The 25157-nt window shown below is 64.8% G+C and carries 27 protein-coding genes; 11 read left to right on the top strand and 16 right to left on the bottom strand.

All coding sequences use genetic code 11. The features are described 5' to 3' along the window. Positions 1-29: 29 nt before the first annotated feature. On the bottom strand, positions 30-221 hold the full coding sequence (locus ABGN05_RS07900; protein WP_367953468.1) for a DUF2783 domain-containing protein: 192 nt from the start codon (positions 219-221) through the stop codon (positions 30-32). An 11-nt stretch (positions 222-232) separates the two neighbouring features. Continuing rightward, positions 233-1843, bottom strand: a complete 1611-nt coding sequence (locus ABGN05_RS07895) for an FAD-dependent oxidoreductase (protein WP_367953467.1) — start codon at positions 1841-1843, stop codon at positions 233-235. Positions 1844-1927: 84 nt separating this feature from the next. Between ABGN05_RS07895 and ABGN05_RS07890 the strand changes: the two genes are divergently transcribed. After that, positions 1928-2185, top strand: coding sequence for a type II toxin-antitoxin system Phd/YefM family antitoxin (locus tag ABGN05_RS07890; RefSeq protein ID WP_367953466.1), 258 nt, complete (start codon positions 1928-1930; stop codon positions 2183-2185). Beyond that, positions 2182-2559 carry a type II toxin-antitoxin system VapC family toxin gene (locus ABGN05_RS07885; RefSeq protein ID WP_367953465.1) on the top strand — a complete coding sequence of 126 codons (378 nt, stop codon included), beginning with the start codon at positions 2182-2184 and terminating at the stop codon, positions 2557-2559. Before ABGN05_RS07890 ends, ABGN05_RS07885 begins: the two co-directional genes overlap by 4 nt. A gap of 35 nt (positions 2560-2594) precedes the next feature. Here the strand turns inward: ABGN05_RS07885 and ABGN05_RS07880 are convergent, their stop codons facing one another. The 14 genes from ABGN05_RS07880 to ABGN05_RS07815 all read right to left on the bottom strand — a co-directional run bounded on the left by ABGN05_RS07880 (position 2595) and on the right by ABGN05_RS07815 (position 15474). Beyond that, positions 2595-3545 (bottom strand): MBL fold metallo-hydrolase, encoded by a 951-nt coding sequence (locus ABGN05_RS07880; protein ID WP_367953464.1) that lies wholly within the window; start codon positions 3543-3545, stop codon positions 2595-2597. Next, the gene (locus tag ABGN05_RS07875) at positions 3538-4164 is read right to left on the bottom strand and encodes a carboxymuconolactone decarboxylase family protein (protein ID WP_367953463.1); all 627 of its coding nucleotides are present in this window, start codon (positions 4162-4164) and stop codon (positions 3538-3540) included. The genes ABGN05_RS07880 and ABGN05_RS07875 overlap by 8 nt, the downstream gene beginning before the upstream one ends. Before the next feature lie 48 nt (positions 4165-4212). After that, entirely contained in the window at positions 4213-5526 is a 1314-nt protein-coding gene (gene hmgA / locus ABGN05_RS07870; protein WP_367953462.1) for a homogentisate 1,2-dioxygenase, read from the bottom strand. A gap of 108 nt (positions 5527-5634) precedes the next feature. Further along, positions 5635-5976, bottom strand: coding sequence for a winged helix-turn-helix domain-containing protein (locus tag ABGN05_RS07865; RefSeq protein WP_367953461.1), 342 nt, complete (start codon positions 5974-5976; stop codon positions 5635-5637). Positions 5977-6044: 68 nt separating this feature from the next. After that, positions 6045-7148, bottom strand: coding sequence for a molybdenum ABC transporter ATP-binding protein (gene modC / locus ABGN05_RS07860; RefSeq protein ID WP_367954337.1), 1104 nt, complete (start codon positions 7146-7148; stop codon positions 6045-6047). After that, positions 7145-7846, bottom strand: a complete 702-nt coding sequence (gene modB / locus ABGN05_RS07855; RefSeq protein ID WP_367953460.1) for a molybdate ABC transporter permease subunit — start codon at positions 7844-7846, stop codon at positions 7145-7147. The genes modC and modB overlap by 4 nt, the downstream gene beginning before the upstream one ends. Positions 7847-7858: 12 nt before the next feature. After that, positions 7859-8668 (bottom strand): molybdate ABC transporter substrate-binding protein, encoded by an 810-nt coding sequence (modA, locus tag ABGN05_RS07850; protein WP_367953459.1) that lies wholly within the window; start codon positions 8666-8668, stop codon positions 7859-7861. A 142-nt stretch (positions 8669-8810) separates the two neighbouring features. Next, on the bottom strand, positions 8811-9101 hold the full coding sequence (locus ABGN05_RS07845) for a hypothetical protein (RefSeq protein ID WP_367953458.1): 291 nt from the start codon (positions 9099-9101) through the stop codon (positions 8811-8813). 126 nt (positions 9102-9227) lie between these two features. Next, positions 9228-9959 carry a Crp/Fnr family transcriptional regulator gene (locus ABGN05_RS07840; protein WP_367953457.1) on the bottom strand — a complete coding sequence of 244 codons (732 nt, stop codon included), beginning with the start codon at positions 9957-9959 and terminating at the stop codon, positions 9228-9230. A gap of 172 nt (positions 9960-10131) precedes the next feature. Next, positions 10132-12537 carry a phenylalanine--tRNA ligase subunit beta gene (gene pheT, locus ABGN05_RS07835; RefSeq protein WP_367953456.1) on the bottom strand — a complete coding sequence of 802 codons (2406 nt, stop codon included), beginning with the start codon at positions 12535-12537 and terminating at the stop codon, positions 10132-10134. Between the two features lie 248 nt (positions 12538-12785). Beyond that, positions 12786-13202 (bottom strand): GFA family protein, encoded by a 417-nt coding sequence (locus ABGN05_RS07830; protein WP_367953455.1) that lies wholly within the window; start codon positions 13200-13202, stop codon positions 12786-12788. 410 nt (positions 13203-13612) lie between these two features. Continuing rightward, positions 13613-14239 carry a TadE/TadG family type IV pilus assembly protein gene (locus ABGN05_RS07825; RefSeq protein WP_367954336.1) on the bottom strand — a complete coding sequence of 209 codons (627 nt, stop codon included), beginning with the start codon at positions 14237-14239 and terminating at the stop codon, positions 13613-13615. A gap of 48 nt (positions 14240-14287) precedes the next feature. Next, positions 14288-14866, bottom strand: coding sequence for a TadE/TadG family type IV pilus assembly protein (locus tag ABGN05_RS07820; RefSeq protein WP_367953454.1), 579 nt, complete (start codon positions 14864-14866; stop codon positions 14288-14290). Positions 14867-15036: 170 nt separating this feature from the next. Continuing rightward, on the bottom strand, positions 15037-15474 hold the full coding sequence (locus ABGN05_RS07815) for a pilus assembly protein N-terminal domain-containing protein (protein WP_367953453.1): 438 nt from the start codon (positions 15472-15474) through the stop codon (positions 15037-15039). 321 nt (positions 15475-15795) lie between these two features. Here ABGN05_RS07815 and ABGN05_RS07810 point away from each other — a divergent pair, with 321 nt between their 5' ends. The 9 genes from ABGN05_RS07810 to ABGN05_RS07770 all read left to right on the top strand — a co-directional run bounded on the left by ABGN05_RS07810 (position 15796) and on the right by ABGN05_RS07770 (position 24845). Beyond that, positions 15796-15966 (top strand): Flp family type IVb pilin, encoded by a 171-nt coding sequence (locus ABGN05_RS07810; RefSeq protein WP_367953452.1) that lies wholly within the window; start codon positions 15796-15798, stop codon positions 15964-15966. Between the two features lie 124 nt (positions 15967-16090). Further along, positions 16091-16612, top strand: a complete 522-nt coding sequence (locus ABGN05_RS07805; protein ID WP_367953451.1) for an A24 family peptidase — start codon at positions 16091-16093, stop codon at positions 16610-16612. A gap of 143 nt (positions 16613-16755) precedes the next feature. Beyond that, complete coding sequence (gene cpaB / locus ABGN05_RS07800) at positions 16756-17565, top strand: Flp pilus assembly protein CpaB (RefSeq protein WP_367953450.1); 810 nt, start codon at positions 16756-16758, stop codon at positions 17563-17565. Beyond that, the gene (locus tag ABGN05_RS07795) at positions 17562-19112 is read left to right on the top strand and encodes a type II and III secretion system protein family protein (protein WP_367953449.1); all 1551 of its coding nucleotides are present in this window, start codon (positions 17562-17564) and stop codon (positions 19110-19112) included. Before cpaB ends, ABGN05_RS07795 begins: the two co-directional genes overlap by 4 nt. A 17-nt stretch (positions 19113-19129) precedes the next feature. Then, positions 19130-19849, top strand: coding sequence for a CpaD family pilus assembly protein (locus ABGN05_RS07790; RefSeq protein ID WP_367953448.1), 720 nt, complete (start codon positions 19130-19132; stop codon positions 19847-19849). Between the two features lie 24 nt (positions 19850-19873). After that, a complete protein-coding gene (locus tag ABGN05_RS07785) occupies positions 19874-21154 on the top strand; it encodes a CpaE/TadZ family protein (protein WP_367953447.1) in 1281 nt (426 codons plus the stop codon). A 31-nt stretch (positions 21155-21185) separates the two neighbouring features. Then, complete coding sequence (locus ABGN05_RS07780) at positions 21186-22664, top strand: TadA family conjugal transfer-associated ATPase (RefSeq protein WP_367953446.1); 1479 nt, start codon at positions 21186-21188, stop codon at positions 22662-22664. Between the two features lie 31 nt (positions 22665-22695). After that, positions 22696-23709: a type II secretion system F family protein gene (locus ABGN05_RS07775; RefSeq protein WP_367953445.1), complete on the top strand. Its 1014-nt coding sequence runs from the start codon at positions 22696-22698 to the stop codon at positions 23707-23709. Between the two features lie 116 nt (positions 23710-23825). Next, the gene (locus ABGN05_RS07770; protein WP_367953444.1) at positions 23826-24845 is read left to right on the top strand and encodes a type II secretion system F family protein; all 1020 of its coding nucleotides are present in this window, start codon (positions 23826-23828) and stop codon (positions 24843-24845) included. The last annotated feature ends 312 nt before the right edge of the window (positions 24846-25157 follow it).

Genomic DNA, 25157 nt, shown 5'->3' with positions numbered 1-25157 from the left:
GGCGAGCAGGTGGCGACGCCCGAGACCGGTTACTCCACCTTCGCGGCCTCCATCGCCTCGGCTAGTACCTCGCGGTCGCCGATGTGGTTGGCGAGGATCAGGATCAGCCGCGCGTTGACGGCGTCGCTCTCCTCCTTGCTGCGGCCTTCGTGCAGCGCGAGCAGGTCGGCGTAGAAATCGTCCGGTGCGCGGATGTTGGGTCGGGTAACGAGCTTCGCCATTGCCATCCCCCTCATGCCCGTCCGAGCGCGGTGCGGACCGCGGCCGCCACCGCGCTCTCGTCGAATGCGGTCCAGCGCGCAGCAACGTGCTGGTCCGGCCGAAGCAGATAGACCGCGCCGGAAGCACCGCCCAGGAACCGCTCCGCAAGCATCCCGCCCGGATCGTCCGTGGCCGAAAGCGCCAGGCGTTCCACGCGGACACCGTCAACCTCCATCCGTTCCGCCGCGCCGACATCGATTGTAAGGAGCTGGAAACGGCCACCGACCATGTCGGTCAGCCAGTCGCCGCCGACAGGCGCATCCGGGACCGGCGTTCCGGGACGCGTGCGTGCGGGCAGGCCTTCGGCGTCTGGTCCGTTCAGCGCCGAGGCGTCATAGGCGCAGGGCACCGAGAGACGGCCGGAATTGACGAGCGGCCGCGCGAACTCGAACTTTTCCGCCAGATCAAGCACGGCATTGCGGAACAGCCGGCTGGTGTCTGATTTCGGCGTGATGAAGTCCGTCGAGCGGGACGAGTTGAGGATGTTCTCGTCAGCCCCGTGCAGGCGCTCGGCATCGTATGTGTCGAGCAGGCTTTCGGGCGCTGCGCCGTCCATCACCAGCTTCAGCTTCCAGACGAGATTGTCGGTGTCCTGAATGCCGGAATTCGCACCGCGTGCGCCAAACGGCGAGACCTGGTGGGCGGCATCGCCGGCAAAGAGAACACGGCCATGGCGGAAGCTCTCCATGCGCCGGCACTGGAAGGTGTAGATGGATACCCACTCCAGCTCGAACTGGACGTCCTCGCCAAGCATCGCCTTGAGGCGCGGGATGACATTTTCCGGCTGCTTCTCCTTCTCCTTGTCGATGTTCCAGCCGAGCTGGAGATCGATGCGCCAGACGCCATCGGGCTGCTTGTGAAGGAGGGCGGACTGGCCCTTGTTGAAAGGGGGATCGAACCAGAACCAGCGCTCGGTCGGGAATTCCGCGTCCATCCTCACGTCGGCGATCAGAAAGTTGTCCTCGAAGATACGTCCAACGAAATCGAGGCCGAGCATGGCACGGATCGGCGAGTTGGCGCCGTCGCAGGCGATCAGCCAATCGGCCTCGACGTCGTATGGTCCGTCCGGCGTGTCCACCGTCAGCGCCAAATGGTGATCAGCAGGCGAAACGGCTGTCACCCGGTTGCGGCCGCGGATCTCTATCGCCTTGCCTTCGGCGGCAAGCCGGTTCACGCGTTCGACGAGATACTGCTCCAGATAGTACTGCTGCAGATTGATGAAGGCGGGGCGCTTGTGTCCTGCCTCGGGCAAGAGGTTGAACTCGTAGACCTGCCGCTCGCCGAAAAACACCTTGCCGAGGTTCCAGGTGACGCCCTTGTCGACCATGGCGGGGTCGACTCCGAGCCGGTCGAGGATCTCCAGCGCCCGCTTGGAAAAGCAGATGGCGCGCGAGCCGAAGGAGACCTTGTCGTTGTCGTCGAGCACAACCACGGGAACATCGTGCATCGCCAGATCGATCGCGGCAGCCAGTCCGACCGGGCCGGCACCGACGACGATCGCCGGATGGCGCACCGGCACGGCCGCGTCCTGATCGGCCGAACGCTGGTAGGGATAGAGGGGCGTTTCGAAGATGCGTGTCATCGGATTGGCGACGGTCCAGCGGCGGCAGCCCGTTTGTCGGGGAGCCGGGAATGACGTAGATTGGTGGACCAGAGGATGCGCCCGATGAACGAGCACACACGGTCCGGCAAGGCAATGAGCGTGACGGCGGAAGAGGCGGAGGCGCGCATAGGCGAACTGCTGCGCCGCGCCGAAGCAGGCGAGCGCATCGAGATCACGCGCGACGGAAAGCCGGTGGTCGAACTGGCGGCAGCCGGAGTTGGTGCGCCGCGACGCAGAATTCGTGGTGCGATGAAGGGCGAAATCTGGATCGCACCCGATTTTGACGAACTCGGTCCCGAATGGGATGAGTATTTGAAGTGAGCGCGAAGGGCCTCCTCATCGATACGCACGTACTGCTTTGGGAACTGATGGATAGTCCGCGTCTGTCGCCCGACCACAGACGAGCATTGGATGGCGACGTTCCGAAGTTTGTCAGCGCTGCTACCATATGGGAAATTGCGATCAAATCCGCGATCGGCAAGCTCCGAATGCCCAACCGGCTTTTGCAAGTTCTCGGGGAGAGCGATATCGAAGGGCTCCCGATTCGGGCCGAGCACGCCATGCAATGCGCGGAATTGCCCCTCCACCACGGCGATCCCTTCGACCGCATGCTGATCGCTCAGGCGCGTCTCGAGAACCTGACGATCCTCACCGTCGACCGCGCCTTCCGCGACTACGACGTCGCCGTCCTCTGACCGCTGACCCAACTTCCGTCTCCTCCCCGCACGCCTCAGCCCTGCAGCCGCTCCCACATCTCTCTGTCGCGCTCCGCCGTCCAGATGCGCGGCGTGTCGATGCCGAGTGCCTCGTCGTAGGCGCGCGCGACGTTGAACGGCAGGCAGTGTTCGTAGATCGCGTAGGAGGAGAACTTCGGGTCGCAGACGGCTCTGGCCGCGTCCCACGCTTCCTTCAGCGAGCCGCCGCCCTGGGCAACGCGCGCGATCGGGCGATAGGTCGATTCCAGGAAGTCGGACGTCTTGTCCAGCGCGTCGTTCACCTTGTCCTCACCCACCAGCGCGTCGCCGCGCCCGGGCGCGATGGCGTCCAGCCCGAAGGAGCGGATCATCTCCAGCGTTTCGGGCCAGTCGGAGAAATGCGCGTCGCCGCAGTAGCAGGCCGAGTGGTACTCCACGAGATCGCCGGTGAACATGACGTTGGCGTCGGGCACGTGGGCGACGATGTCGCCGGCCGTATGGCCGCGGCCGAGGAATTCGAGATCGACGCGGCGCTTGCCGAGGTAGAGCGTCATGGAATCGCCGAAGGTCAGGGTCGGCCAGGTCAAGCCGGGGATCGACTCATGCCCCTGGAACAGGCGCGGAAAGCGGGCGAACTCCGAATCCCAGTCCTCCTGGCCGCGCTCCACGACCATCGAGCGGGCGGTCTGGGACATGATCGTCTCTGAGGCGCCGTAGGCCGATGCGCCGAGCACGCGCACGGCGTGGTAATGCGTCAGCACGACGTACTTGACCGGCTTGTCGGTGACGCCGCGGATCTTCTCGATCACCTTGTTGGCGAGCCTCGGCGTCGCCTGCGCGTCGACGATCATGACCGAGTCGTCGCCTATGATCACGCCAGTGTTGGGATCCCCCTCCGCCGTGAAGGCCCAGAGGTCGCGGCCGACCTCGGTGAAGGTGATCTTCTTCTCCGCCATGTCGCCGGCCGATGCGAAGGATTTAGCCATTGTCTTCATTCTCCTTGGGTTGCCGCGCGCTGGCGGCATGCTTGCCGACTTGCCATCCGGCCGGCCCGATCGCACGCTCGGCGAGTTTCTGCGGAACGTCCTCCATCGCGGTGGCCATGGTGTCGTTCCAGCGGTTCAGATAGCCGAACAGCGCGATCGACGCGACGATCTCCACGATTTCGGCTTCGGAAAAATGCTTCTTCAATTCGTCGAAGTGGGACTCATCGGCCGTGTTCGGGACGCCGCCGGCATTGAGCGCCAGCCGCAACGCGGCCTTCTCGGATTCCGGGAAGAGGTCGCTCTCCTCGAAATACCACATCGCCTGAAGCTTCTCGTCGGACACGCCGTAGACGCTGGACAGGTTCGCCATGTGCGCCTGGCAGTAGCGGCACCCGGCGGCAGAACTGGACATGTAGGCGACCATCATCTTCAGCGCTTCCGGAACCGTGCCCTCATAGAGGATGGCTTGGTTGAGCTGCATGAATGCCTCTGCGATTGCCGGGCGCCGGCTCATCGTCAGGATCGAGTTCGGCAGGAAGCCCCGAATGCGGTCGTAGCGCTCGAACCTGTCCGCGAACTGCGGCAGGCTCTCCCGGTCGAGCGGTTCCAGATGCGCCATGATGTCCTCCCGTTTGCTCCGACGGAGCCATTGCGCGGCCTTGGCCGGTCAGCTCCAATCGCCCTCGGGCGTACCGTTGAAGCGCTTCTTCAGTCCGCTCCAGCAGTCGATGTAGTTGTCCTGCAGCGTGTCCAGTTCAGCGGCAAACCGCGTCAGGAGTTGCGGGAAACGCGTCTCGAACATGAATGCCATTGTGTTGTCGAGCTTCACGGGCTTGAGGTCGGCCCGCGAGGCCTTCTCGAAACCGTCGGCATCGGGACCGTGGGCCAGCATCATGTTGTGCAGGCTCATGCCGCCCGGCACGAAGCCTTCCTCCTTGGCGTCGTACTTGCCGTGGATCAGCCCCATGAACTCGCTCATGATGTTGCGGTGGTACCAGGGCGGGCGGAAGGTGTTTTCCGCCACGAGCCAGCGCGGCGGGAAGATCACGAAGTCGATGTTGGCCGTGCCTTCCTCGCCCGAGGGCGCCGTGAGTACCGTGAAGATCGACGGATCGGGATGGTCGAACAGGATGGCGCCGACAGGCGAGAAGGTCGACAGGTCGTACTTGAAGGGCGCGTAGTTGCCGTGCCAGGCCACCACGTCGAGCGGCGAATGGTCGATTTCGGTGATATGGAAGCCGCCGCACCATTTCACGGTCAGGCGGCAGGGCGTCTCCTTATCCTCGAACCAGGCGACCGGCGTCTTGAAGTCGCGCGGGTTTGCCAGGCAGTTGGCGCCGATCGGGCCGCGGTCCGGCAGGGTGAACTTTGCACCGTAGTTCTCGCAGACGTAGCCGCGGGCCTGGTCGTCCATCAGTTCGACCTTGAAGGTGAGGCCGCGCGGCAAGAGGCAGACCTCGCCCGGCGCGACTTCCATCACGCCCATCTCGGTGACGAAGCGCAGTCCGCCCACCTGAGGCACGACGAGCATCTCGCCGTCGGCGTTGAAGAAGTGGTCGTCCACCATGTCGGTATTGGCGACATAGACATGCGCGGCCATGCCCGCCTGCCCGAACACGTCTCCGGCGGTGGTGACAGTCCGCATGCCGGCGATGAAATCCGTCGGCTCCGCGGGCATAGGCACCGGGTTCCAGCGCAACTGCCCGAGCGGCAGGTCGTGGTCGTCGGGGTTGGGCGCCGACTTCCAGTGCGGATAGCTCGCCGCCGAAAAGCGGCCGTGATGCTTCACGCTGGGCCGGATACGATAGAGCCAGGAGCGCTCGTTGGTGCCGCGCGGCGCGGTGAAGGGCGAGCCCGACAACTGTTCGGCATAGAGCCCGTAGGCCGGGCGCTGCGGCGAGTTCATGCCCTGCGGCAGCGCGCCGGGCAGGCACTCCGTCTCGAAATCATTGCCGAAACCCGGCATATAAGAATAGGCCAAAGGTCGCCTCCCTCTCTGGATGGTCGCGGCGAATTCGTTGCGGTCGTAACCATCGAAAATGTAACTATCAACGGCAAGGACAAGGGACGACCCAGCCGCCATGGCCGGTCAGGCGCCGTCGATCTCCGCCTGCAGCGCCTCGATGTGCCGCGCGGCTGCCTTGCCGGCGGCCTCCTCGATCGCCCGGTAGCGCCGCACCACCGCGCTTCCGGCGGCCGTCAGTTCCGCGCCGCCGCCGCGCCTGCCGCCGGCCTGTGTGGAAACCAGTGGCTTCCCGAATATCCTGTTGCTCTCCTCCACAAGGTCCCAGGCGCGCTTGTAGGACATGCCGACGGCGCGGGCGGCGGCCGAGATCGATCCCGTGGCCTCGATCTGCTCGAGCAGGGCGATCTTGCCGGGCCCGACGCGCCCGTCGGGGTCGAGATCGATGCGAAGGCTGAGTGACGGCATGTCCGATGTTCGTCCGGTTCGTGGGTCATTGTATCAGTTCGGGCTGCGATCGGGCAGGGCGATCCCGTTCAGCCCTCGGCGACGCGCCGGGTGCTGGCGGTATCGAAGCTGACCGTCTTCACAACCGCGAAGACCGGCTGCCCGACCGTGAGGCCGAGCACGTGAACGGATTGCCTCGTGATGCGGGCCAGGATCGGCTGTCCGCCGCAATCCACCGAGACGTCGAAAAGCGAGGTTCCGGAAGCGGTGAGGGCCGCGACGGTGCCGGGGATGACGTTGAGCGCGCTCAAGCCCCGCGGCGGTTCCGTCGCGATCATCACGTCGCGCGCCCTGATCCTGACGCGCACGACATTGCCGGCCTGGAGCGCGCCGCTTCGCGGTATTCGGATTTCGCCGGCCGGGGAGCTTAGTACGGTCATGGCGAACCTCTCGTCTTGCCCGACCACCGTCATCTCCAGCACGCTGCCGCCCTCGCCGCGTTGGTCCTCCGGCAGGAGGTCGAGCCGCTGGAGGACGTCGTTCAGCGGTCCGGCGGCGACCACACGACCCTTGTCCAGCACCACCATGTCGGTCGCGAGCCGCGCCACCTCGGCCACCGAGTGGCTGACCAGCACGATCGGGATTCGCAGTTCGTCGCGCAGGCGCTCCACATAGGGCATGATCTCGGCCTTCCGGGCATCGTCGAGCGAGGCCAGCGGCTCGTCCATGAGGAGCAGGCGCGGGCTGGCGAGCAGCGCCCGGCCGATGGCGACGCGCTGCTTCTCGCCACCCGAAAGCCCGTCCGGCTTACGGTCGAGAAGGTGACCGATTCCCAGCAGGTCGACCACCTTGCCGAAATCCGCATAGCGATCCCGGACCGGCGTGAGGCGGCGCCCGTAGTCGAGGTTGCGCCGCACGCTCATGTGCGGAAACAGCCGCGCATCCTGGAAGACGTAGCCGATGCGCCGCTTGTGGAACGGCACGTGGACATTCGCCGCCGAATCCACCAGCACCCGCCCGTCGACCACGACGCGACCCTCGCGGGGCCGGATCAGGCCGGCAACGATGTTGACCAGCGTGGTCTTACCCGATCCCGACGGGCCGAACAGCGCCGTCAGCCGGCCTTCGCTCTCAAAGGCCGCGTCGATCTCGAAGCTGCCGAGACCGTGCCGGACGTCGATCGAGATCGTCACGGGCCGCTCTTTGCGCGCGTCGCTCTTCTGGCGAGCCATTCGGAAAGGATCAGCGCGCCCATCGCGATTGCGATCGAGACGATCGTCAGACGCATGGCCCCCGCCTCGCCACCGGGAATCTGCAGGAAGGTGTAGATCGCCGAGGGCAGCGTCTGCGTCTCGCCGGGAATGTTCGAGACGAATGTGATCGTGGCGCCGAACTCGCCCATGGCCTTGGCGAAGGAGAGGATCATGCCGGCGATGATGCCGGGCAGGCTGAGCGGCAGCGTGATGGTGGCGAGCACCCTCATCCGGCTGGCGCCGAGCGTTCCCGCGGCCTGCTCCAGGCGCCGGTCCACCGCCTCGATCGAGAGCCGGATGGCGCGCACCATCAGCGGAAAACCCATGATCGCGCAGGCCAGCGCAGCACCAGTCCAGCGAAAGGCGAAGACGATGCCGAAATGCTCCTCAAGGAAACCGCCGATCGGGCCGCGCCGTCCGAAGCCAAGCAAAAGCAGGTATCCCGTGACCACCGGCGGCAGGATAAGCGGCAGGTGGACGAAGCCGTCGACGAGCGATTTGCCCCAGAAGTCTCGCCGCGCCAGGAGAAGCGCGACGGCGACGCCGAAAGGGAGACTCGCCAGCATCGCCCATGTCGCGACCTTAAGGGATAGCCGGACGGCGCTCCACTCATCGGGACTGAGGCTCAGCCAATCCATGGCGCGGCGGATTCAGTTCGACTCTATCGGTCCGAGCCAGGTGAAACCCTGCCTTTCGAAGGAGCGGCGCGCCGCGGACGACAGCAGGAATTCCATCAGATCCATGGCACCCGGGTTCTCCGAGCCGGCGATCCGCGCGACCGGGTAGAGGATCGGCGGATGCGAATCCTCGGGAAACCGGTCGAGGATCCGCACGGCCGGTTCCGCCGCCGCGTCGGTCTCGTAGACGATGCCCAGCGGCGTCTCGCCCGCCGCGACGAGAGCCAGGGCCGCGCGGACATTGTCGGCCTGGGCGAACCTGCCGGAAACCGAGTCCCAGACGCCGAGTGTCTCCAGCGCCGCCTTCCCGTATTTGCCGGCCGGCACGGCATCGACGTTGGCCATGGCGAGGCGGCCGTTGCCCAGAACGTCGGCGAGATCGAAGCCGGGCGATATCTTTGCAGTGACTTGCGAATCAGCGGGGGCGACAAGCACGAGACGGTTCCCCAACAGCACCCGCTCGCTCTCCTTCACCGTCAGCCCTTTGCCGGAAAGGTAGTCCATCCACTCGAGGTCGGCGGACATGAAAATATCGGCCGGCGCTCCCTGCTCGATCTGCTTCGCCAGCGTGGACGACCCTGCATAGGAAACGGCCGCCGTCTTTCCGGTCCGGGTTTCCCAGTCCTCGACGATGTCGTCCACCGCATTCTTGAGGCTCGCCGCCGCGAAGATCACCACCTTTTCCTGGGCGGTCGAGATCGTCGGGTTCGCGGCCGACAGCGCAGCCGCCGCCAGAACGAGCGTGGCGAGCCTGCGAAAGGCGGACGACAGAGAACCAGGCATGGCGCGTCTCCAACAGGACGTGCGGCGCGAGGCGCAGCGATATATTCATACAAACATAACGCTTCGCCGCTGGCAAGCCGATGGGTTGCGCACGACAGGGACGGAAAAGAGAGGCCTCGAAGAGACGTTGCCGGCGCGGGGATCAGCAGCTCACCGCGATCGTGCAGCGCCATGTATCCTTCGTGCTGACAGTATAGGGACGTGGCGTTGTTCCCCGGTCATGGCACTGGAGTGTGCCGGCTTGGGAAACCGGAACGCCGACACGCAACGGCACCGCGAATTTTCCGTTCGCCAGGACATAGATGACGCCGTGCTTCTCGTAATAGGCGATCGCCTGGTCGCAGGTCATCTGGTCGGCCAATGCCTGGGCCGCGGCGGGCGACGGAGCCAGCGAAAGACCAAAGAGCGCGAGCAGGGTTCCAAGCGATTTCATGGTGGATGCCTGTATGTTCCGGGTCGGGACCGTATCGCGCCGATCCCGGCGATCAAGCACTATTTCGCGCCTGCGATTTCGCCGGGCCGCTTCCAACCTGTGGCACAGGTGCGATGTGCCGGACCCCTACTGTTCGTCCAACTGAAGCCCCAGGTAGGTCTCGTCGAAACCCGCGAATGCGACAAGCGAGGCCCAGTTGCTGATCCTGATCTCGGCCCCCTGCCAGCTCATCAGTCCGGTCGCGCGCAGCTCCTGGAGGGCGCGATTGGTATGGACCACCGAAAGGCCGGCCAGGTCGGCGATCTCCGCCTGCGTTACGGGAAATTCGAACTGGAAGTCGCGGGCGCCGCCGGCGCGCTCGAGACGGCGGTACATCTCGCAGACGAGGTGGGCGATGCGCCGGACCGGATCCTTACGCCCCATGCACACGATCCAGGTCCTCTGCAGCGCGCCTTCCCGCGCGATCGATGCCGCGAACATCGAAACCAGGCGCAGGTGGTCTGCCGCCAGCCGCTTCAGATGCTCGTGCTTCACCATTGCGACCTGGCACTCCGTCAGCGCCACCACGCCATGATCCAGCACCTTCAGGAAGAGCCCATGGAGGTCGAAGAAATCGCCCGGAACGTGGATCGCGGTGAGCTGGCGGTCGCCGTTGGCAAGATAGCGCACGTTGGCCGTGAAGCCCCTGAGGAGAACGCAGCTCTCGGTCGGCCGGTGCCCTTCGGGGACGATCTCGGCGCCGTCCTGGAAGGACTGGAGCCGCCACGGAAGACCGGCGAACGCCTGACGCTCGGCCGGGGACATCGCATCGCGTCGATCCAGCATCGCCAGCAACGATGCAGGAATAGCACTTTCCATCTCGCCTCCACCCGGAAGGGGCTCAGTCCGACCGGGTCGGAATGAACCGCCTCTAGGCGGATTCGAGCGCGCGTGCGTTCAAAAATGATAAGCGCACATAAAACTACGGCTGCGAAAAGAGCGGATGCTACGTCCCGCCCTGCGAACGTGGCACGGGCGGTGCCGCAGAGCCTCAGCCCCGCAGCACGCCGCCGGTCTGCTTCCTGACGTTGTCGACGATACGCCCGGCCAGCGCCTCGAAATCCTCGTCCGTCAGCGTCTTGTCGACGGGCTGGATCGATACCTCGATGGCGACCGACTTCTTGCCTTCACCGAGCGAGGTACCTTCGAAGACGTCGAACACCGAGACGCCGGTGATCAGCTTCTTGTCGGCTCCGAGCGCGGCGCGCGTCACGGTGCCGGCCTCGACGCCGCGGTCGACGACGAAGGCAAAATCGCGCCGCACCGCCTGGAAAGGCGAGAGGTCGAGGCGCGGCTTTGTACGCGTCGGCTTCGCCTTCGGCTCGGGAACGGCATCGACGAAGACCTCGAAGCCGCAGAGCGGACCGGAAACGTCGAGCGCCTCCAGCGTCCTCGGGTGGAACTCGCCGAAGGTGGCGAGAACGACCTTCGGTCCGAGCTTGATCGTTCCGGACCGTCCCGGATGGTACCAGGCCGGACCGCCCGCCTCGACCTGGAGCTTGTCGACCGGGGCGCCGCAGGCTTCGAGCGCCGCGAGGGCGTCCGCCTTTGCGTCGAACACGCCAACGGACGGCGCATTGCCCGACCAGGCGCGGCCGGAGCCTTCCATTCGCGCGGTTCCCCGGCGCACGCCAGCCGCCACCCGGCGCTGCTCGCCCGCGCGGTCGCCTTCGTAGGTGCCGGACACCTCGAACAACGCCACATCGGCGAAGCCGCGGTCGGCATTGCGCTGCGCCGCGGCCAGCAGGCCGGGCAGCAGTGAGGGCCGCATGTCCGACATGTCGGCCGCGATCGGGTTTGCAAGCTTCAGCGAAGCCTGTCCGCCGCCGAACAGTTCGGCATGTTTCGCCGGGATGAACGACCAGGTAACGGCCTCCATCATGCCGCGCACGCCAAGCGCCCGGCGCGCGGCGCGGGTGCGCAGCTGCAATGTCGTCAGGATCTTTCCGCTGACGGCCTCGTCGCTCGTCATCGGCTGCGGCGCGATCTTCTCCACCCCGTGGATGCGCATGACTTCCTCGACGAGATCGGCCTTGCCCTCGACGTCCGGGCGCCAGGACGGCACCGTGACGTCCAGCACCTCGCCTTCGCCCCTTGTCATGAAACCGAGGCGGTTCAGGATATCGACGATGGTTTCACGCGGAACGTCCAGCCCGGTCAGGCGCTTCACCTCCGCAATCGGGAAGGAGATCGTCTTGTCGTGGTGGCCCCGATAACCGGTGATCTCCTCCCGCGAAGCCTCGCCGCCGCAGATTTCCAGCACCATGCGGGTGGCGAGGTCCAGCCCGGCGCCCATGAACTCCGGATCGACGCCGCGCTCGAAACGGTAGCGCGCGTCGGTGACGATGCCGAGTTCGCGTCCCGTGCGGGCAATGGCGAGCGGGTTCCACAGCGCCGATTCGATCAGCACGTCGGTGGTGTTCGCGTCGCAACCCGAATGTTCGCCGCCCATGATGCCGGCGATCGATTCGACGCCGTTTTCGTCGGCGATGACGCATGTCTCGGAGGACAACGTGTATTCGCGCCCGTCGAGCGCCAGCACCGTCTCGCCTTCGCGGGCACGCCGCACGGTGAGGTCGCCCTTGACTTTCGCCGCATCGAACACGTGCAGCGGGCGCCCGCGGTCGAAGGTGATGTAGTTGGTGATGTCGACCAGCGCGTTGATCGGCCGAAGCCCGATGGCCATCAGCCGCTGCTGCATCCATTTCGGCGACGCGCCGTTCCTGACCCCGCGCACCAGGCGCAGCGCAAAGCCGGGACACAGGTCCGGCGCCTCGATCGTCACCTTGACGGGACATTCGCTGGCGCCGCCGACCGGCTCGACCGCGCCGGACTTGAGCGTGCCGAGGCCGGCCGCCGCGAGATCGCGCGCGATGCCGTGCACGCCGGTGGCGTCCGGACGGTTGGGCGTCAGGTTGATCTCGATCACCGGGTCGTCGAGTTTCGCCCACGATGCGAAGGACTGGCCGACCGGCGCGTCGGCCGGCAGGTCGATGATGCCGTCATGCTCGTCCGACAGCATCAGCTCGCGCTCCGAGCACATCATGCCGTGGCTCTCCACGCCGCGAATCCTGCCGACCGAGAGCGTCACGTCGATGCCGGGCACATACGTGCCGGGCGCGGCGAAGGCGCCGATCAGCCCTGCCCGCGCGTTGGGGGCGCCGCAGACGACCTGGACCGGCTTGCCGTCGCCGGTGTCCACCGAGAGCACCCGCAGCTTGTCGGCATCCGGATGCTTCTCGGCAGTCAGCACTTTCGCGATGACGAAGGGCTTCAAAGCGCTCTTGTCGTCGACATGCTCGACCTCGAGGCCGATCATCGTCAGCCGCTCGCATATCTCGTCGAGCGAGGCCTCGGTTTCGAGGTGTTCCTTCAGCCAGGAGAGGGTCAGTTTCATTGTCGTGGTTTCCAACTGGTCGCGCGCGGCGACCGATACAGATCGGCCGGACGCGAGTCCACCGTCAGAAGCGTGTCAGTCCGGAACTCCAGGCTCCGCAGCCAGACTTTCGCAGCCTTGCCGTCCTTCATGACGTGCCCATGCGGCGGTTCGGGGCACGTCGGACGCGTCGAACCGGAACTTGTGCCCTCGCCACACGAGCAATGTCGGCATGTCTGAACCGTCCCGCGGCGTGCGCGGCATTTCCGTCATTGCATCTCCGGCCGCTCGACGCTCGACTTAACATAGCGCGGCAGGCCGTCGGGCATGTGGACGTATCGAAGCTGCTCGCGCACGTAGGCGTGCTGCGTGGGCCTGTAATTCGCGGGTTCGTCCATGGCGCCGAGCATGAACCAGATCTGGTTTTTCAGGCGCTCGTCGACATAGGCGATCGGCGAGCCGCAATTGCCGCAGAAGCTGCGGCTTGCCGGCCCGTTCCCGAACACCTGCGGCTCTTCGCCGGAAAACGACACTGCGTCGGCCCGAAAGCCGACGAAGGCCGACACCGGCGCGCCGGTCGCGCGGCGGCAATCCGCGCAGTGGCAGTAGCTGATGTGGTGTGGCTCGACGGAGGCTTCGAAGCGCACCGAGCCGCAGCGGCAGCCGCCGGTATGGGAAACGGTCATGAGCGATCCCCCGGAGTGATCATCTCGATTGCGGGTCCATCCTTGTCACAGGACAGCCTTCTCGCCGCGCAATCCGCCCGGGGCGTCGTGCCGTCCGGGCGCGCGGCCTTGTACCGGATCGCCACCTTCGCTTCAAGCAAAGCGATGCCGGCAGGGAACGAGCCACACCCTCTACCTTGCGCGTGACGTGCCCTGCGCTGGTGCAGGCCGGCTGGATGACTTGTCTTTCTAGGAGAGCGCTTTTCGCGAGCCGACAGACGACGATCGTCGAAAAGGGGACCACGATGCGCAAAGGTCAGGTCGTCGCTCGGGCATCGTAAAGCCCGTGAAAGCCCCGGGCTCGGCGGACCACCATGTTTTTCGTCAGCCGAGCCGAGTGTCGATGAGCGTTTAGGTTTGCCGGTCGACTGTCAGCAGTCCCCGCAGGGGATTTCCTGGCTCATGCGCGGGCGAAGGTGATAGATCTCGTCCATCTGGATGTCGTCGAAAGCGGCGGCCAGGCCAAGCGTCTTCTTCTGCGACGCGCTCCAGGTGAGAACGGGCTTGTAGTCCAGCTTGACCTCGGTGCGAACGAGGAAACTGCCCGGCACCTTGAGCGCCGCGGGAACGGTCGTCGTGGTGTCTTTCGAAAGATAGCCGCTCGCCGTGCCGTTCTCGAGCTTGCGGGACCAGGCCACTTTTACCTTGGGGACGGACTCGTTGGTGATCTGGATCGCGGTCACGTAGATCCCTGGCGAAGACCGGTTGTAAGGCTGGACCACCGCCTCTCCGACCCGCATGATTGCATCGACCTCCGCCTTCACGATCGTCTGTTGCTGCGTGATCAGGTCGCCGACGATGATGCCGACACGCGACGTCTTCTTGTTTGCCTCCAGGCCCTGCGACACTTCCATGGTAATGAAGTAGAGTGCGAGCAGCACGGGCACGACGAACGCGAATTCTATGGCGGCGACGCCACGATCGTCCTTCGCCAGCCTGCCGATCTGGTCGCGGACACGCATGAAGATGCCCGTCTTGTTCCGATCTGTCTCGATCATGGTGGTCACGCCTTTTCCCCGCACGGTGGTCCGTGCCCGCGATGTCCGTCAGTCGTTGAAAGGTTCGTTCTGCCAGGTCACCGTCGCGAAATGCAGCGTATAGCCGCCCTTGATGTTGGACATGGACTTGCGCATGAAATCGGTGATGACCGGCCAGCGGTAGAAAACCCGCAGCATGTTCTTGCTCAGAGAGGGGCCCGGCTTCACGTCGAAGCCGGTCGTGTCGATGTCGCCGTCGGAGGTGAGCTTGATGCGCTGTTTTGCAGCATCGGCGAACGTCGCGTACTGGCGAAGGTCGACGACCAGCCCGGGGCATCCCGCAGCCACGATGATCTCGAGGTCTTCGCAGATGGCCGCCTTCAGCGAGGTTGCGTTGACGTCGGCCGCCTTGAGCTGGCCCGTGCGTATCTGCCGTGCGATGGCGTCGGTGGTGTTGACGAGGATCTGCTGTCCCGCGAATGAGATGCAGCTTTCCAGGATCGCGAAGACCAGCATGGAAAATGGAATGGCGAGTGCCGCGAATTCGATGGCGACCGCGCCGTCCTCGTCCCGAGAGAACCGGACGAAGGACCGACGAGGCACGCCCGGCTTTGCGCCCATCCTGAGTAGCTTGATCCGTCTTGACATGATCCGATACCTGCTAACCCCGTGCAGATTGAAAGGGACCATACCGGACGGCTGTTGAATTCCCGTTTGCCTGTCGGGAGCAATTGTCTTCTTTTTGTCAACGGCTTCTTAACCGGAGATCTGCAGCCGTCCGGACGACGCCGTGCGCGGCGGGTCGGGGCGTTCGCGAGCTATTGGCTCACATTCATTTCCGCTTCGGACATCCGTTCCGCCTCGCTCTTGTAAGAGCCCTCGCAATAAGGCGTGCAGGAGAGCGTCTGGACTTCCGAGCGGCGATAGATGCGCACCGACTTCGCGTCCTGGCGGCTGACGTAGATCTGCTCGTCGACGATCGGCGCGCCCTCCATGTCGAGAACCACCAGGTTGGTGACGCCGAAGCCCTTGCCGGTCAGCACGATCGTCGTCGCATCCTGGACGGACGCATCGGCAATCTCGGGATTGCCGACCACGATCGTGTCGGCCGGACGCGCCAGCTTCACGATCTTCGCCTCGTTCATCAGTATGGATATGCCGGCGTCGGCGCGGGCGGGCGCGGCGTACCCGGTCAGCAGTGCCAGGAACACGACGCTCAAGAGCGGTCGCACGCGTATTTCGGACTTCCGGGCCATCGATCGTCTCCACCTGGGATCAGTCCTTAAGATGCGCCCGGAATGGTGAATGATCGGTTAAGTGCCCCTCGCGCGAATCATTATAGGCGGCGGGCGTCCCGGAATAGGCGCGAGATCGTCCGAGGCTGTCGTGCCATCTTGCCGGCCCCCGTTTTATCGGCCCGTTAACCACCCGAAAGCAGTGGCGCCCGTTAGGATTTCGGTAAGGCAATTTCTTAAGTCGATCGAAATTCCTTCCGCCTAGATTGCCCTCATCCGATCAACACGCCGCAGAACAGTTGACGGTAATGCTGTAACCAACGTCGAGTAGGAGTTCAGGAAATGACTAAGCTTTTCGCACGTTTCGTCAAGGAAGAGTCCGGCGCAACCGCCATCGAGTACGGCCTCATCGCCGCTCTGATCGCTGTCGCCATCATGGTTGGTGCCGGTGCGCTCGGCGATGCGCTGGACACGAAGTTCAACACGATCGCCACCAAGGTCAGCGGCTCGTAAGTCCGCATCCGCTTCCGGCGGAATGTTTGCAGGGCCGCTCCTTCGGGCGGTCCTGCTTTATTCGTTTGTCGATGACCCCTGTCGAGGGGCGTGTCTCGTGGCTATCCGCTGAGGCGAACCGAAAATGCTCGTAGCTTCGATACTAGTCGTCTTTCCCTTCTGTATGGCCTTCGCGGCTGTCTCGGACCTGCTTTCGATGACAATCGCCAACCGGGTCGCGCTGGTCCTGGTCGGCACCTTCGCCGTGCTCGCTCCGATGACCGGAATGGAATGGTCGGTCTACGGGATGCACTTCGCCGCGTTCGCGATGGTGCTGTCGGTCACCTTCACCATGTTCGCCCTGGGCGGTATGGGAGGCGGCGACGCCAAGCTGATCGCCGCGACCGCGATATGGATGGGCTTCGGCCCGGTGCTCTTCACATATCTTCTGGTATCGGCAGGGATCGGCGGCCTGCTGACGATTGCGATCCTGGCCTATCGCGGCTCGGCGCTGGAGGTTTGCACCGGCAGCAACATCTTTCTCAGGAACCTCGCGGATCCGGCCAAGGGGGTACCCTATGGTATCGCGCTCGGTATCGGCGGCCTTTTCGTCTTCCCCGATACGCCCCTCGCGGCGTGGGCTCTCGCCCAGCTGGGCGGCCTCTGAGGCTCTTTAGCAAACGTTAATTTACGTGAACTGACGTAACGTTCGATTAAGTACGATCGTAAGCGTTGCATTAACCCTAATTTGACGATTCGTGCCCCATTCTCCGTCCGGTGAAAAAAATCGCCGGGTAAAGGTGCGGGTCGATGAATACTTCACGCTTGATCATTCTGGGCGTCGCGGCTGTTGCCGCGGGTGGCGCTGGCTACATCGCCAAGAACATGACGTCGTCGCCGCCGCCGGATCTAGTCGCGGCAGCGCCGCCGGCGCCTGCGATCGAACTCACCGATGTTCTCGTCCTCGGCGAAGACGTTCCGGTCGGACAGCCGCTCGAAAACCAGATGCGCTGGCAATCATGGCCCGAATCGGCGGTGAGCGAGGGCTTCATCCTGCGAAGCGAGGAAGCCGACGCGATGGAGAAGCTCCAGGGCTCGATCGCCCGGCTGGCCATGTATGCCGGCGAGCCGGTCCGGCGCTCCAAGCTGATCGGCGAAGGCCAGAGCTTCATGTCGGCGATCCTGCCCTCCGGCAAGAGGGCGGTCGCGACTCAGATCTCCGCCGACACCTCGGCCGGCGGTTTCATCCTCCCCAACGACAATGTCGATGTCATCATGACGCGGCGGGCGGAATCGGGCGGCAGCAACGGCTTCATCACCGAAACCATCCTGAAGAACATCCGCGTCCTCGCCATCGATCAGATGATCCAGGAGGACGAGGAAGGCAAGAAGGTCAAGGTCGGCGAAACGGCCACGCTCGAGCTCACGCCGCAGCAATCCGAAATCATCACGGTCGCCCAGCAGTTGGCGGACCGTCTCACCCTGGCGCTGCGACCCGTCGCGGACGCCCAGGACAAGCAGGGCGACGATGCCGAGTACCTGGTTTCCGGCAATGGGCGGCGGGGAACCGTGCGCGTCATCCGGTCCGGGGAAGTGAGCGAAGTGGGGGCGCGCAAATGACGTCACGAGCAGTTTTCGGCCATCCGGCCCGCGGCATCACGAAAGTGACGGCCCGCATGGTCGCGGTGCTTCTGGCCGCCGGTTCCGTCGGCGCGATCACGGCTGCCGCACCCGCCTTCGCGGAGACGGTGATCAAGTCCTCGACCCACGGTACCGAGCGCATCAAGCTCGGCCTGAACAAGTCGGTCGTGATCGACCTGCCGCAGGACGCGTACGACATCCTGGTCGCCAACCCGGCGGTCGCCGACGCGGTCACGCGCACCGCGCGCCGCATCTACCTGTTCGGTAAGCAGGTGGGCGAGACCAACATCTTCGTCTTCGGGGCCAATGGCGAACAGATCGCCAGCCTCGATCTCAACGTCGAGCGCGATGTGGCAGGCCTGGAGGATTACCTCGCGCGCTTCATTCCCGGCTCCGACATCCGCGTCGAACTGCTCAACGACAACGTCGTCTTGACGGGTACCGTGGAGACGCCGCTCGATGCGGCCCGTGCCGTGCAGCTTGCGCAGGCCTTCGTCACCGGCGGCGAGGCCACGACCGGCCAGTATTCGCAGACCGCGGCGGCTCCGACGGACGGCGGCGGCGTCGACATCAACAATCCGGATTCCGAACGCCAGAAGAGCGCGATCATCAACATGATCAAGATCACCGGCGAGGATCAGGTCACGCTGAAGGTGACGGTGGCCGAGGTGAGCCGCGTCGTCATGAAGCAGCTCGGCGTCAACCTCATCGGAAGCGGTTCGTCCGACGGCATCACCTGGGGCGCGATCAGCGACGGCATATCGGGCCTCGGCAAGCAGCTTTCGGGATCGCAGCTCCAGCTCGGAGCCGCCTTCGGCTCGACCACCATCAACTCCTACCTGAACGCAATGGAGCAGGCCGGCGTCATGAAGACGCTCGCCGAGCCGACGCTGACCGCCGTCTCCGGTGAAAAGGCCACCTTCAAGGTGGGCGGCGAGTTCAACCTGATTACCGGCCAGGACGTCGACGACGAGGGGCTCATCACCTACGAGATCGAGAAGATCGACTACGGCATCGGCCTGGAGTTCCAGCCGGTCGTCCTGTCGCCCGGCCGCATCAGTCTGAAGATACGAACCTCCGTCTCGGAGCCGACCACCGAAGGCTCGGTGGCGCTGGGCACCGGCGGCGGCAGGAACGGAACCAACATCCTGTCCATCCGCAAGCGCCTCGCCGACACGACGGTCGAACTGCCCTCGGGCGGATCGATGATGATCGCCGGCCTCGTCCGCGACGACATCCGCCAGGTCTCCGCCGGCCTGCCCGGGCTGGCAAAGATTCCCGTTCTTGGGACGCTCTTCCGCAGCCGCGACTTCGTGCGCAACGAAAGCGAACTGGTGATCATCGTGACGCCGTATCTCACGCGGCCGGTCGCGCGACAGGAACTCGCGCGCCCAGACGACAACTTCAACGCGCCGAGCGACGGCGCCGGCATATTCCTCGGCCGGGTCAACCGCGTCTACGGCACCATGAACACGCAAAGACCGAACGGCCGTTACCACGGCGTCGTCGGCTTCATCTACAAGTGATCCGGGGGACGGACCTCATGCGCAGCGCCTTCAACAAGATGTCTTCCGCGGGACGCCTACGCGCGCTCTCGGCGCCCCACGCGCTTCTGGTGATCGGCATCGCCGCCGCTCTCACCGGCTGCGCCAAGCGCGATTCGATTACCGTCGGTTCGGTTCCGGATGACTACCGCACCAATCACCCCATCGTCGTGGCCGAGAGGGACGAGATCCTCGACCTGCCGGTCGGTGTAGGCGACCGGCGGATGACGGAGGTGCACCGCGCCGTGGTCGCGGGCTACATCGCCCACTACGATCGTCGGGCCGCCGCGCCCGTCTCGATCATGGTGCCCGCCGGCGCGGCAAACTCTGCTGCTGCCAGCGCGGTCGCCCACGACATCGCGGCGTATCTTTACGCCAGGGGGGTCCCGGCGGGGAACATAGTGACCGTGCCCTACAGCTCGGGAGCGCCGGACGTGGCCGCCCCGCTGAGGATCGTCTACCCAAGGATGCGGGCGAGCACCGACCAGTGCGGACGCTGGCCCGACGACATCCTGAAGAACAGCGAGAACAGGCACTATTCCAACTTCGGCTGCGCCTATCAGAACAATCTGGCGGCGCAGGTCGCCAACCCCGCGGACCTTCTCGGCCCGCGTGAGCCGGGCGAGATCGATGCGGAGAACCGCGGCAATGCGCTCGACCAGTACAAGCAGCGCCAGATCGCGCCCGAGTTCATCGCGACGTCGGAAGTCACTTATTGATAAGCAGATGCGGGACCGATCGCGATGAGCAATCTTGCCTACGATACCGATGTTCTCGGAAGCGCGACCGCTGAAGAGATCGCCCAACTGAATGCAATGCGGCCGGTTCCCCGGATCTCGATCCATGCCTTCTGCGAGACGGAAAGCGTGTCGAAGCCGATCGAGCGCGCCGGCGAGGACAGGCGACTGTCGAAGGCGCACATGCGCGTGGTCATGGGCGGGCTCGAATCCGCCCTCGACTACTACGTGACCACGCCGACCCCGAACCTCATCATCCTGGAATCCCGGGCCGAGCCGAAGCAGCTTCTTCAGTCGCTGGAGAAGCTCGCCGAGGTCTGCGATCCCTCCACGAAGGTCATCGTCATCGGCCACTACAACGACGTGGGGCTCTACAGGGAGCTGCTGCGCTTCGGCATATCCGAATATGTCGTGGCGCCGATCTCGCTGGCCGACGTCGTCGCCAACATTTCGCGCATCTTCGTCAATCCGGAAGCCGCGCCGCTCGGCAAGGCGATCGCCTTCATCGGCGCCAAGGGCGGTGTCGGCTCCTCGACCATTGCGCACAACGTGGCCTGGACCATGTCGACGAGCTTCGAATCCGAAGTGGTCGTCGCCGACCTCGACTTGCCGTTCGGCACCGCCAACATCAATTTCGACCAGGATCCCGCGCAAGGCATCGCCGAGGCGGTCTTCGCGCCGGAACGGATCGACGAGGTCTATCTCGACAGGCTGCTGGCGCAGTGTGCGGAGCACCTCTCGCTTCTCGCCGCGCCGTCCAGCCTTGACCGGGTGTACGACTTCGATCCGGAAGCCTTCATGCAAATCATCGACACGGTCCAGCGCAGCGCGCCGCTGCTGGTCCTCGACGTACCGCACGTCTGGAACGGCTGGACGCGCAACACGCTGACCGAGGCGGACGAGGTCGTGATCACGGCAACACCGGAACTCGCGAACCTGCGCAACGCCAAGAACCTCGTCGACACGCTCAAGAAGTTGCGTCCGAACGACCGGCCGCCGCATCTGGTCATCAATCAGGCAGGCGTTCCGAAGCGGCCCGAGATCAGCGCCGCCGATTTCGCCGAACCGCTCGGCCTCATGCCGCTCGCCGTCATCCCCTTTGAGGCGCAGCTGTTCGGAAACGCCGCCAACAACGGCCGGATGCTCGGCGAGATGGATGCCCAGCACGCGATCGTTAAGTCGATCTCGGAGATCGCGCACATCTTGACGGGCAGGGCGGAACTGAAGGCGAAGCCGAAACCAGGCCTGGCGAACCTGATCGGCAAGTTCAGGCCGAAGAAGAAGTAGTCGGAATTCCAGCGAAACTGGTGCTTGGGACATGTTTGGAAAAAGAGGCAGCGACGGCGGCAACAGGACGACACTGGAACCGCGACCGGCACCCGCCGCGCAGCCGGTAGGTCCCGCCGAACGACCGGCTGCGCCCGCCGCTCCGCCGCGACCGGCCGAACAGCCGCGGCGCGTCGTCGAGGCGCCCCCGCTCGCGGCCGATCCGAAGAAGGCGCCGCGCGAGCGCAGCGACAGCTACTACGACACCAAGAGCCAGGTGTTCTCGGCCCTGATCGACACGATCGATCTGTCCCAGCTCGCCAAGCTCGAACCCGATAGCGCACGCGAGGAAATCCGCGACATCGTCAACGACATCATCGCGATCAAGAACTTCGCGATGTCGATTTCCGAGCAGGAGGAACTGCTCGAGGACATCTGCAACGACGTCCTCGGCTACGGACCGCTCGAACCTCTCCTGGCGCGCGACGACATCGCCGACATCATGGTGAACGGCTCCAAGAACGTCTACATCGAGGTGAACGGCAAGGTCGAGCAGACGGCTATCCGCTTCCGCGACAACCAGCAGCTGCTCAACATCTGCCAGCGCATCGTCAGCCAGGTCGGCCGTCGCGTCGACGAATCGAGCCCGATCTGCGACGCGCGCCTTCCCGACGGCTCCCGCGTCAATGTCATCGCGCCGCCGCTCGCCATCGACGGCACCGCGCTCACGATCCGCAAGTTCAAGAAGGACAAGCTCACGCTCGACCAGCTCGTGAAGTTCGGCGCCATTTCGGCGGACGGCGCGGAGGTGCTGAAGATCATCGGGCGCGTGCGTTGCAACGTCGTCATCTCGGGTGGCACCGGTTCGGGCAAGACGACGCTGCTCAACTGCCTGACCAACTACATCGACCGCGACGAACGCATCATCACCTGCGAGGATTCCGCCGAGCTCCAGCTCCAGCAGCCGCACGTCGTGCGCCTTGAAACGCGCCCGCCGAACCTCGAGGGCGAGGGCGAGATCACCATGCGCGACCTCGTCAAGAACTGCCTGCGCATGCGTCCCGAGCGGATCATCGTCGGCGAGGTCCGCGGACCCGAGGTGTTCGACCTGCTCCAGGCGATGAACACCGGTCACGACGGCTCGATGGGCACCATCCACTCCAACTCGCCGCGCGAGTGTCTGAACCGTATCGAATCCATGATCGCCATGGGCGGATACACCCTGCCGCAGAAGACCGTGCGCGAGATCGTCGTCGGATCCGTCGATGTCATCATCCAGGCCGCGCGCCTGCGCGACGGTTCGCGCCGCATCACCCACATCACCGAGGTGCTGGGCATGGAAGGCGACGTCATCATCACGCAGGACATCGTCCTCTACAACATCCAGGGGGAAGATCAGAACGGCCGCCTCATCGGCAAGCACGTCTCGACAGGCGTCGGCCGGCCGAAATTCTGGGAACGCGCGCGCTACTACAATGAGGAATCACGCCTCGCCACCGCCCTAGAGGCGATGGAAAAGCAGGTTGGCTGAGGGCGGATGGTAGTGAACGGGGCGCCGCGCAATGTTCGGAATTGATACGACGGTCCTGGCGATCATAGCACTCGCCGGCCTTTCAGCCGGCGCGCTCGCCTATGCGTTCATGTTCAACTCGATCACCAACGAGCGCAAGGCCGGCAAGCGGCTCGAAACGATCAAGAAGGCCGAGACCGATCGCTCCGTGGTCAAGGCCTCGCGCGACCGGCTGGCTGAAGCTGCCAAGCGCCGCAAATCCGTGCAGGATTCCCTCAAGGACCTGGACGAGAAGCAGAAGAAAAAAGACCTCAACATCAAGAAGCCGCCGCTCAAGGTCCAGATCAAGCAGGCGGGGCTCGAGACCTCTCTCCAACGCTTCTATGTCTATTCAACCATTTCGGCGCTGGTCTTCACGGTCCTCGCCTTCGCCTTGGGAGCGCCTTGGTGGGTGTTGCCCGGCGCGGCCCTGGCCGGCGGCCTCGGCGTTCCCCGCTGGGTGATCGCCTTCATGCGCGGCCGGCGGATCAGGGCCTTCCTCGACGAACTGCCCAATTCCCTCGATATCATCGTCCGCTCGGTGAAGTCGGGTCTGCCGCTAAACGACGGCGTCCGGCTGATCGCCAGCGAGGCCCGCGACCCGGTCCGCACCGAATTCCGCAGGATCGTCGAAGCGCAGCAGCTGGGGCTCTCCATCCCCGAGGCGGCCATGCGCATGTCCGAGACCATGCCCTGCGCGGAAGCCGGCTTCTTCGGGATCGTGATCCAGATCCAGAGCCAGGCGGGCGGCAATCTTTCCGAGGCGCTGGGCAATCTTTCGCGCGTGCTGCGCGACCGCAAGCGCATGAAGGCCAAGATCGCCGCGCTGTCCATGGAAGCGAAAGCGTCGGCCGCGATCATCGGGGCGCTACCGTTCATCGTCGCGTTCCTCGTCTACCTTTCGAGCCCGTCCTACATCATGCCGCTCTTCACGACGAGCACGGGACATCTGGTGATCGGCTGCTCGCTGGTCTGGATGTCCGTTGGCATCTTCGTGATGAAGAAGATGATGAATTTCGACATCTAGCGCGTGTCGCCCGAAGGCGGGAACCGGTTTCGGGACAGCATGCTGGAAACATGAATTTGAAGCGCGACATGCGCATCTGAACGACCGAGACGCGCCTTGGAGTGGAAGCGGAAGCGATGACCGAACAAATCAGCAAGGTGCTATTCGATCCTTCCTTCCTCATCGCGCTGCTCGTGGGTGTCGCGGTCTTCGCCACGATATTTACGGCGCTGCCGGCGCTCGGCGGCAACGAGTTGAAGATCCGGATGAAGACCGTGGCGCTCGAGCGCGACGAGCTTCGCGCCAAGCAGCGCGCGCGGCTGGCGGCGGATGCCGAACGGCGGCGCAAGGGCCTGCGCGAAGAGCAGTCGCTGGGCATGCGCAACATCGTCGACCGGCTCGACCTGAGACGCGCGCTTGCCGACGAGGCGACGCTTTCGAAGCTGAAGATGGCCGGTTTCCGCGGCCAGAACCCCCTGACACGATTCCTGTTCTTCCGGCTCGTCCTGCCGTTCGTCGGCCTGCTGCTCGGCGCCGTCTACATCTTCCTGTTCAACGGGCTTCCCGAACAGCCTCTGTTCATCAAGGCCTTCGTCATCGTCGTTTGTGCCTATGGCGGCTTCTACGCCCCGGTCGTCTACATCAACAACAGGGCGTCAAAGCGCAAGCAGGCGATCCAGAAGGCCTGGCCCGACGCGCTCGACCTGATGCTGATCTGCGTGGAATCGGGCATGTCGATCGAGGCCGCGTTCCGCAAGGTCGCCGAGGAGATCGGCGTCCAGTCGGTGGAACTCGCCGAGGAACTCGTGCTGACCAATGCCGAACTCTCCTTCCTGCAGGAGCGCCGCCAGGCCTACGAGAACCTCTCGAACCGCACCGGCCTCGAATCGGTCAAGAGCGTCAGCCAGGCGCTGATCCAGGCGGAGCGCTACGGCACGCCGATCGCGCACGCGCTGCGCGTGCTCGCCCAGGAGAGCCGCGAGATGCGCATGAACGAGGCCGAGAAGAAGGCCGCCGCCCTCCCGCCGAAGCTTACCGTGCCGATGATCCTGTTCTTCCTGCCGGTCCTGTTCGCCGTGATTCTCGGCCCCGCCATCATGCAGTTCAGCGAACAGGGCGTGTTCGGCGACAAGGGAGAGTCGACCGCCCAACAGTAAGGGCGAGCGCGGGAAACCGAGGCTCTCGGTACGGTGCATGAGGACCGCCGTTCGCGGCTCTCGCGCGCGGAGAGCCCGACGCCCCCACTCGCACCGAATTCCTGGTACCGGCTTGGACTATCGACGCCAGCCCTCCGGATCGCTCCCTTTTCATCCGCCCCGCATCTACACCTACTGATTCTCCCATCGCCCTCGCGTGACGCTCGGTCCGGACGTGAGGGCGACGGCGTCTGGGTCGACGCGCAACGGTGGCGGCTTGCCAAGCCGGTCGCCGAAGACGAGGACGAATGCACCGGCGGACCCGGAGGTGCC

This window comes from Aquibium pacificum (assembly GCF_040839445.1).
GTDB lineage: Bacteria > Pseudomonadota > Alphaproteobacteria > Rhizobiales > Rhizobiaceae > Aquibium > Aquibium pacificus.
The sequence above is the reverse complement of the archived record's forward strand: the minus strand, read 5'-3'. Positions and strand labels throughout refer to the sequence as shown.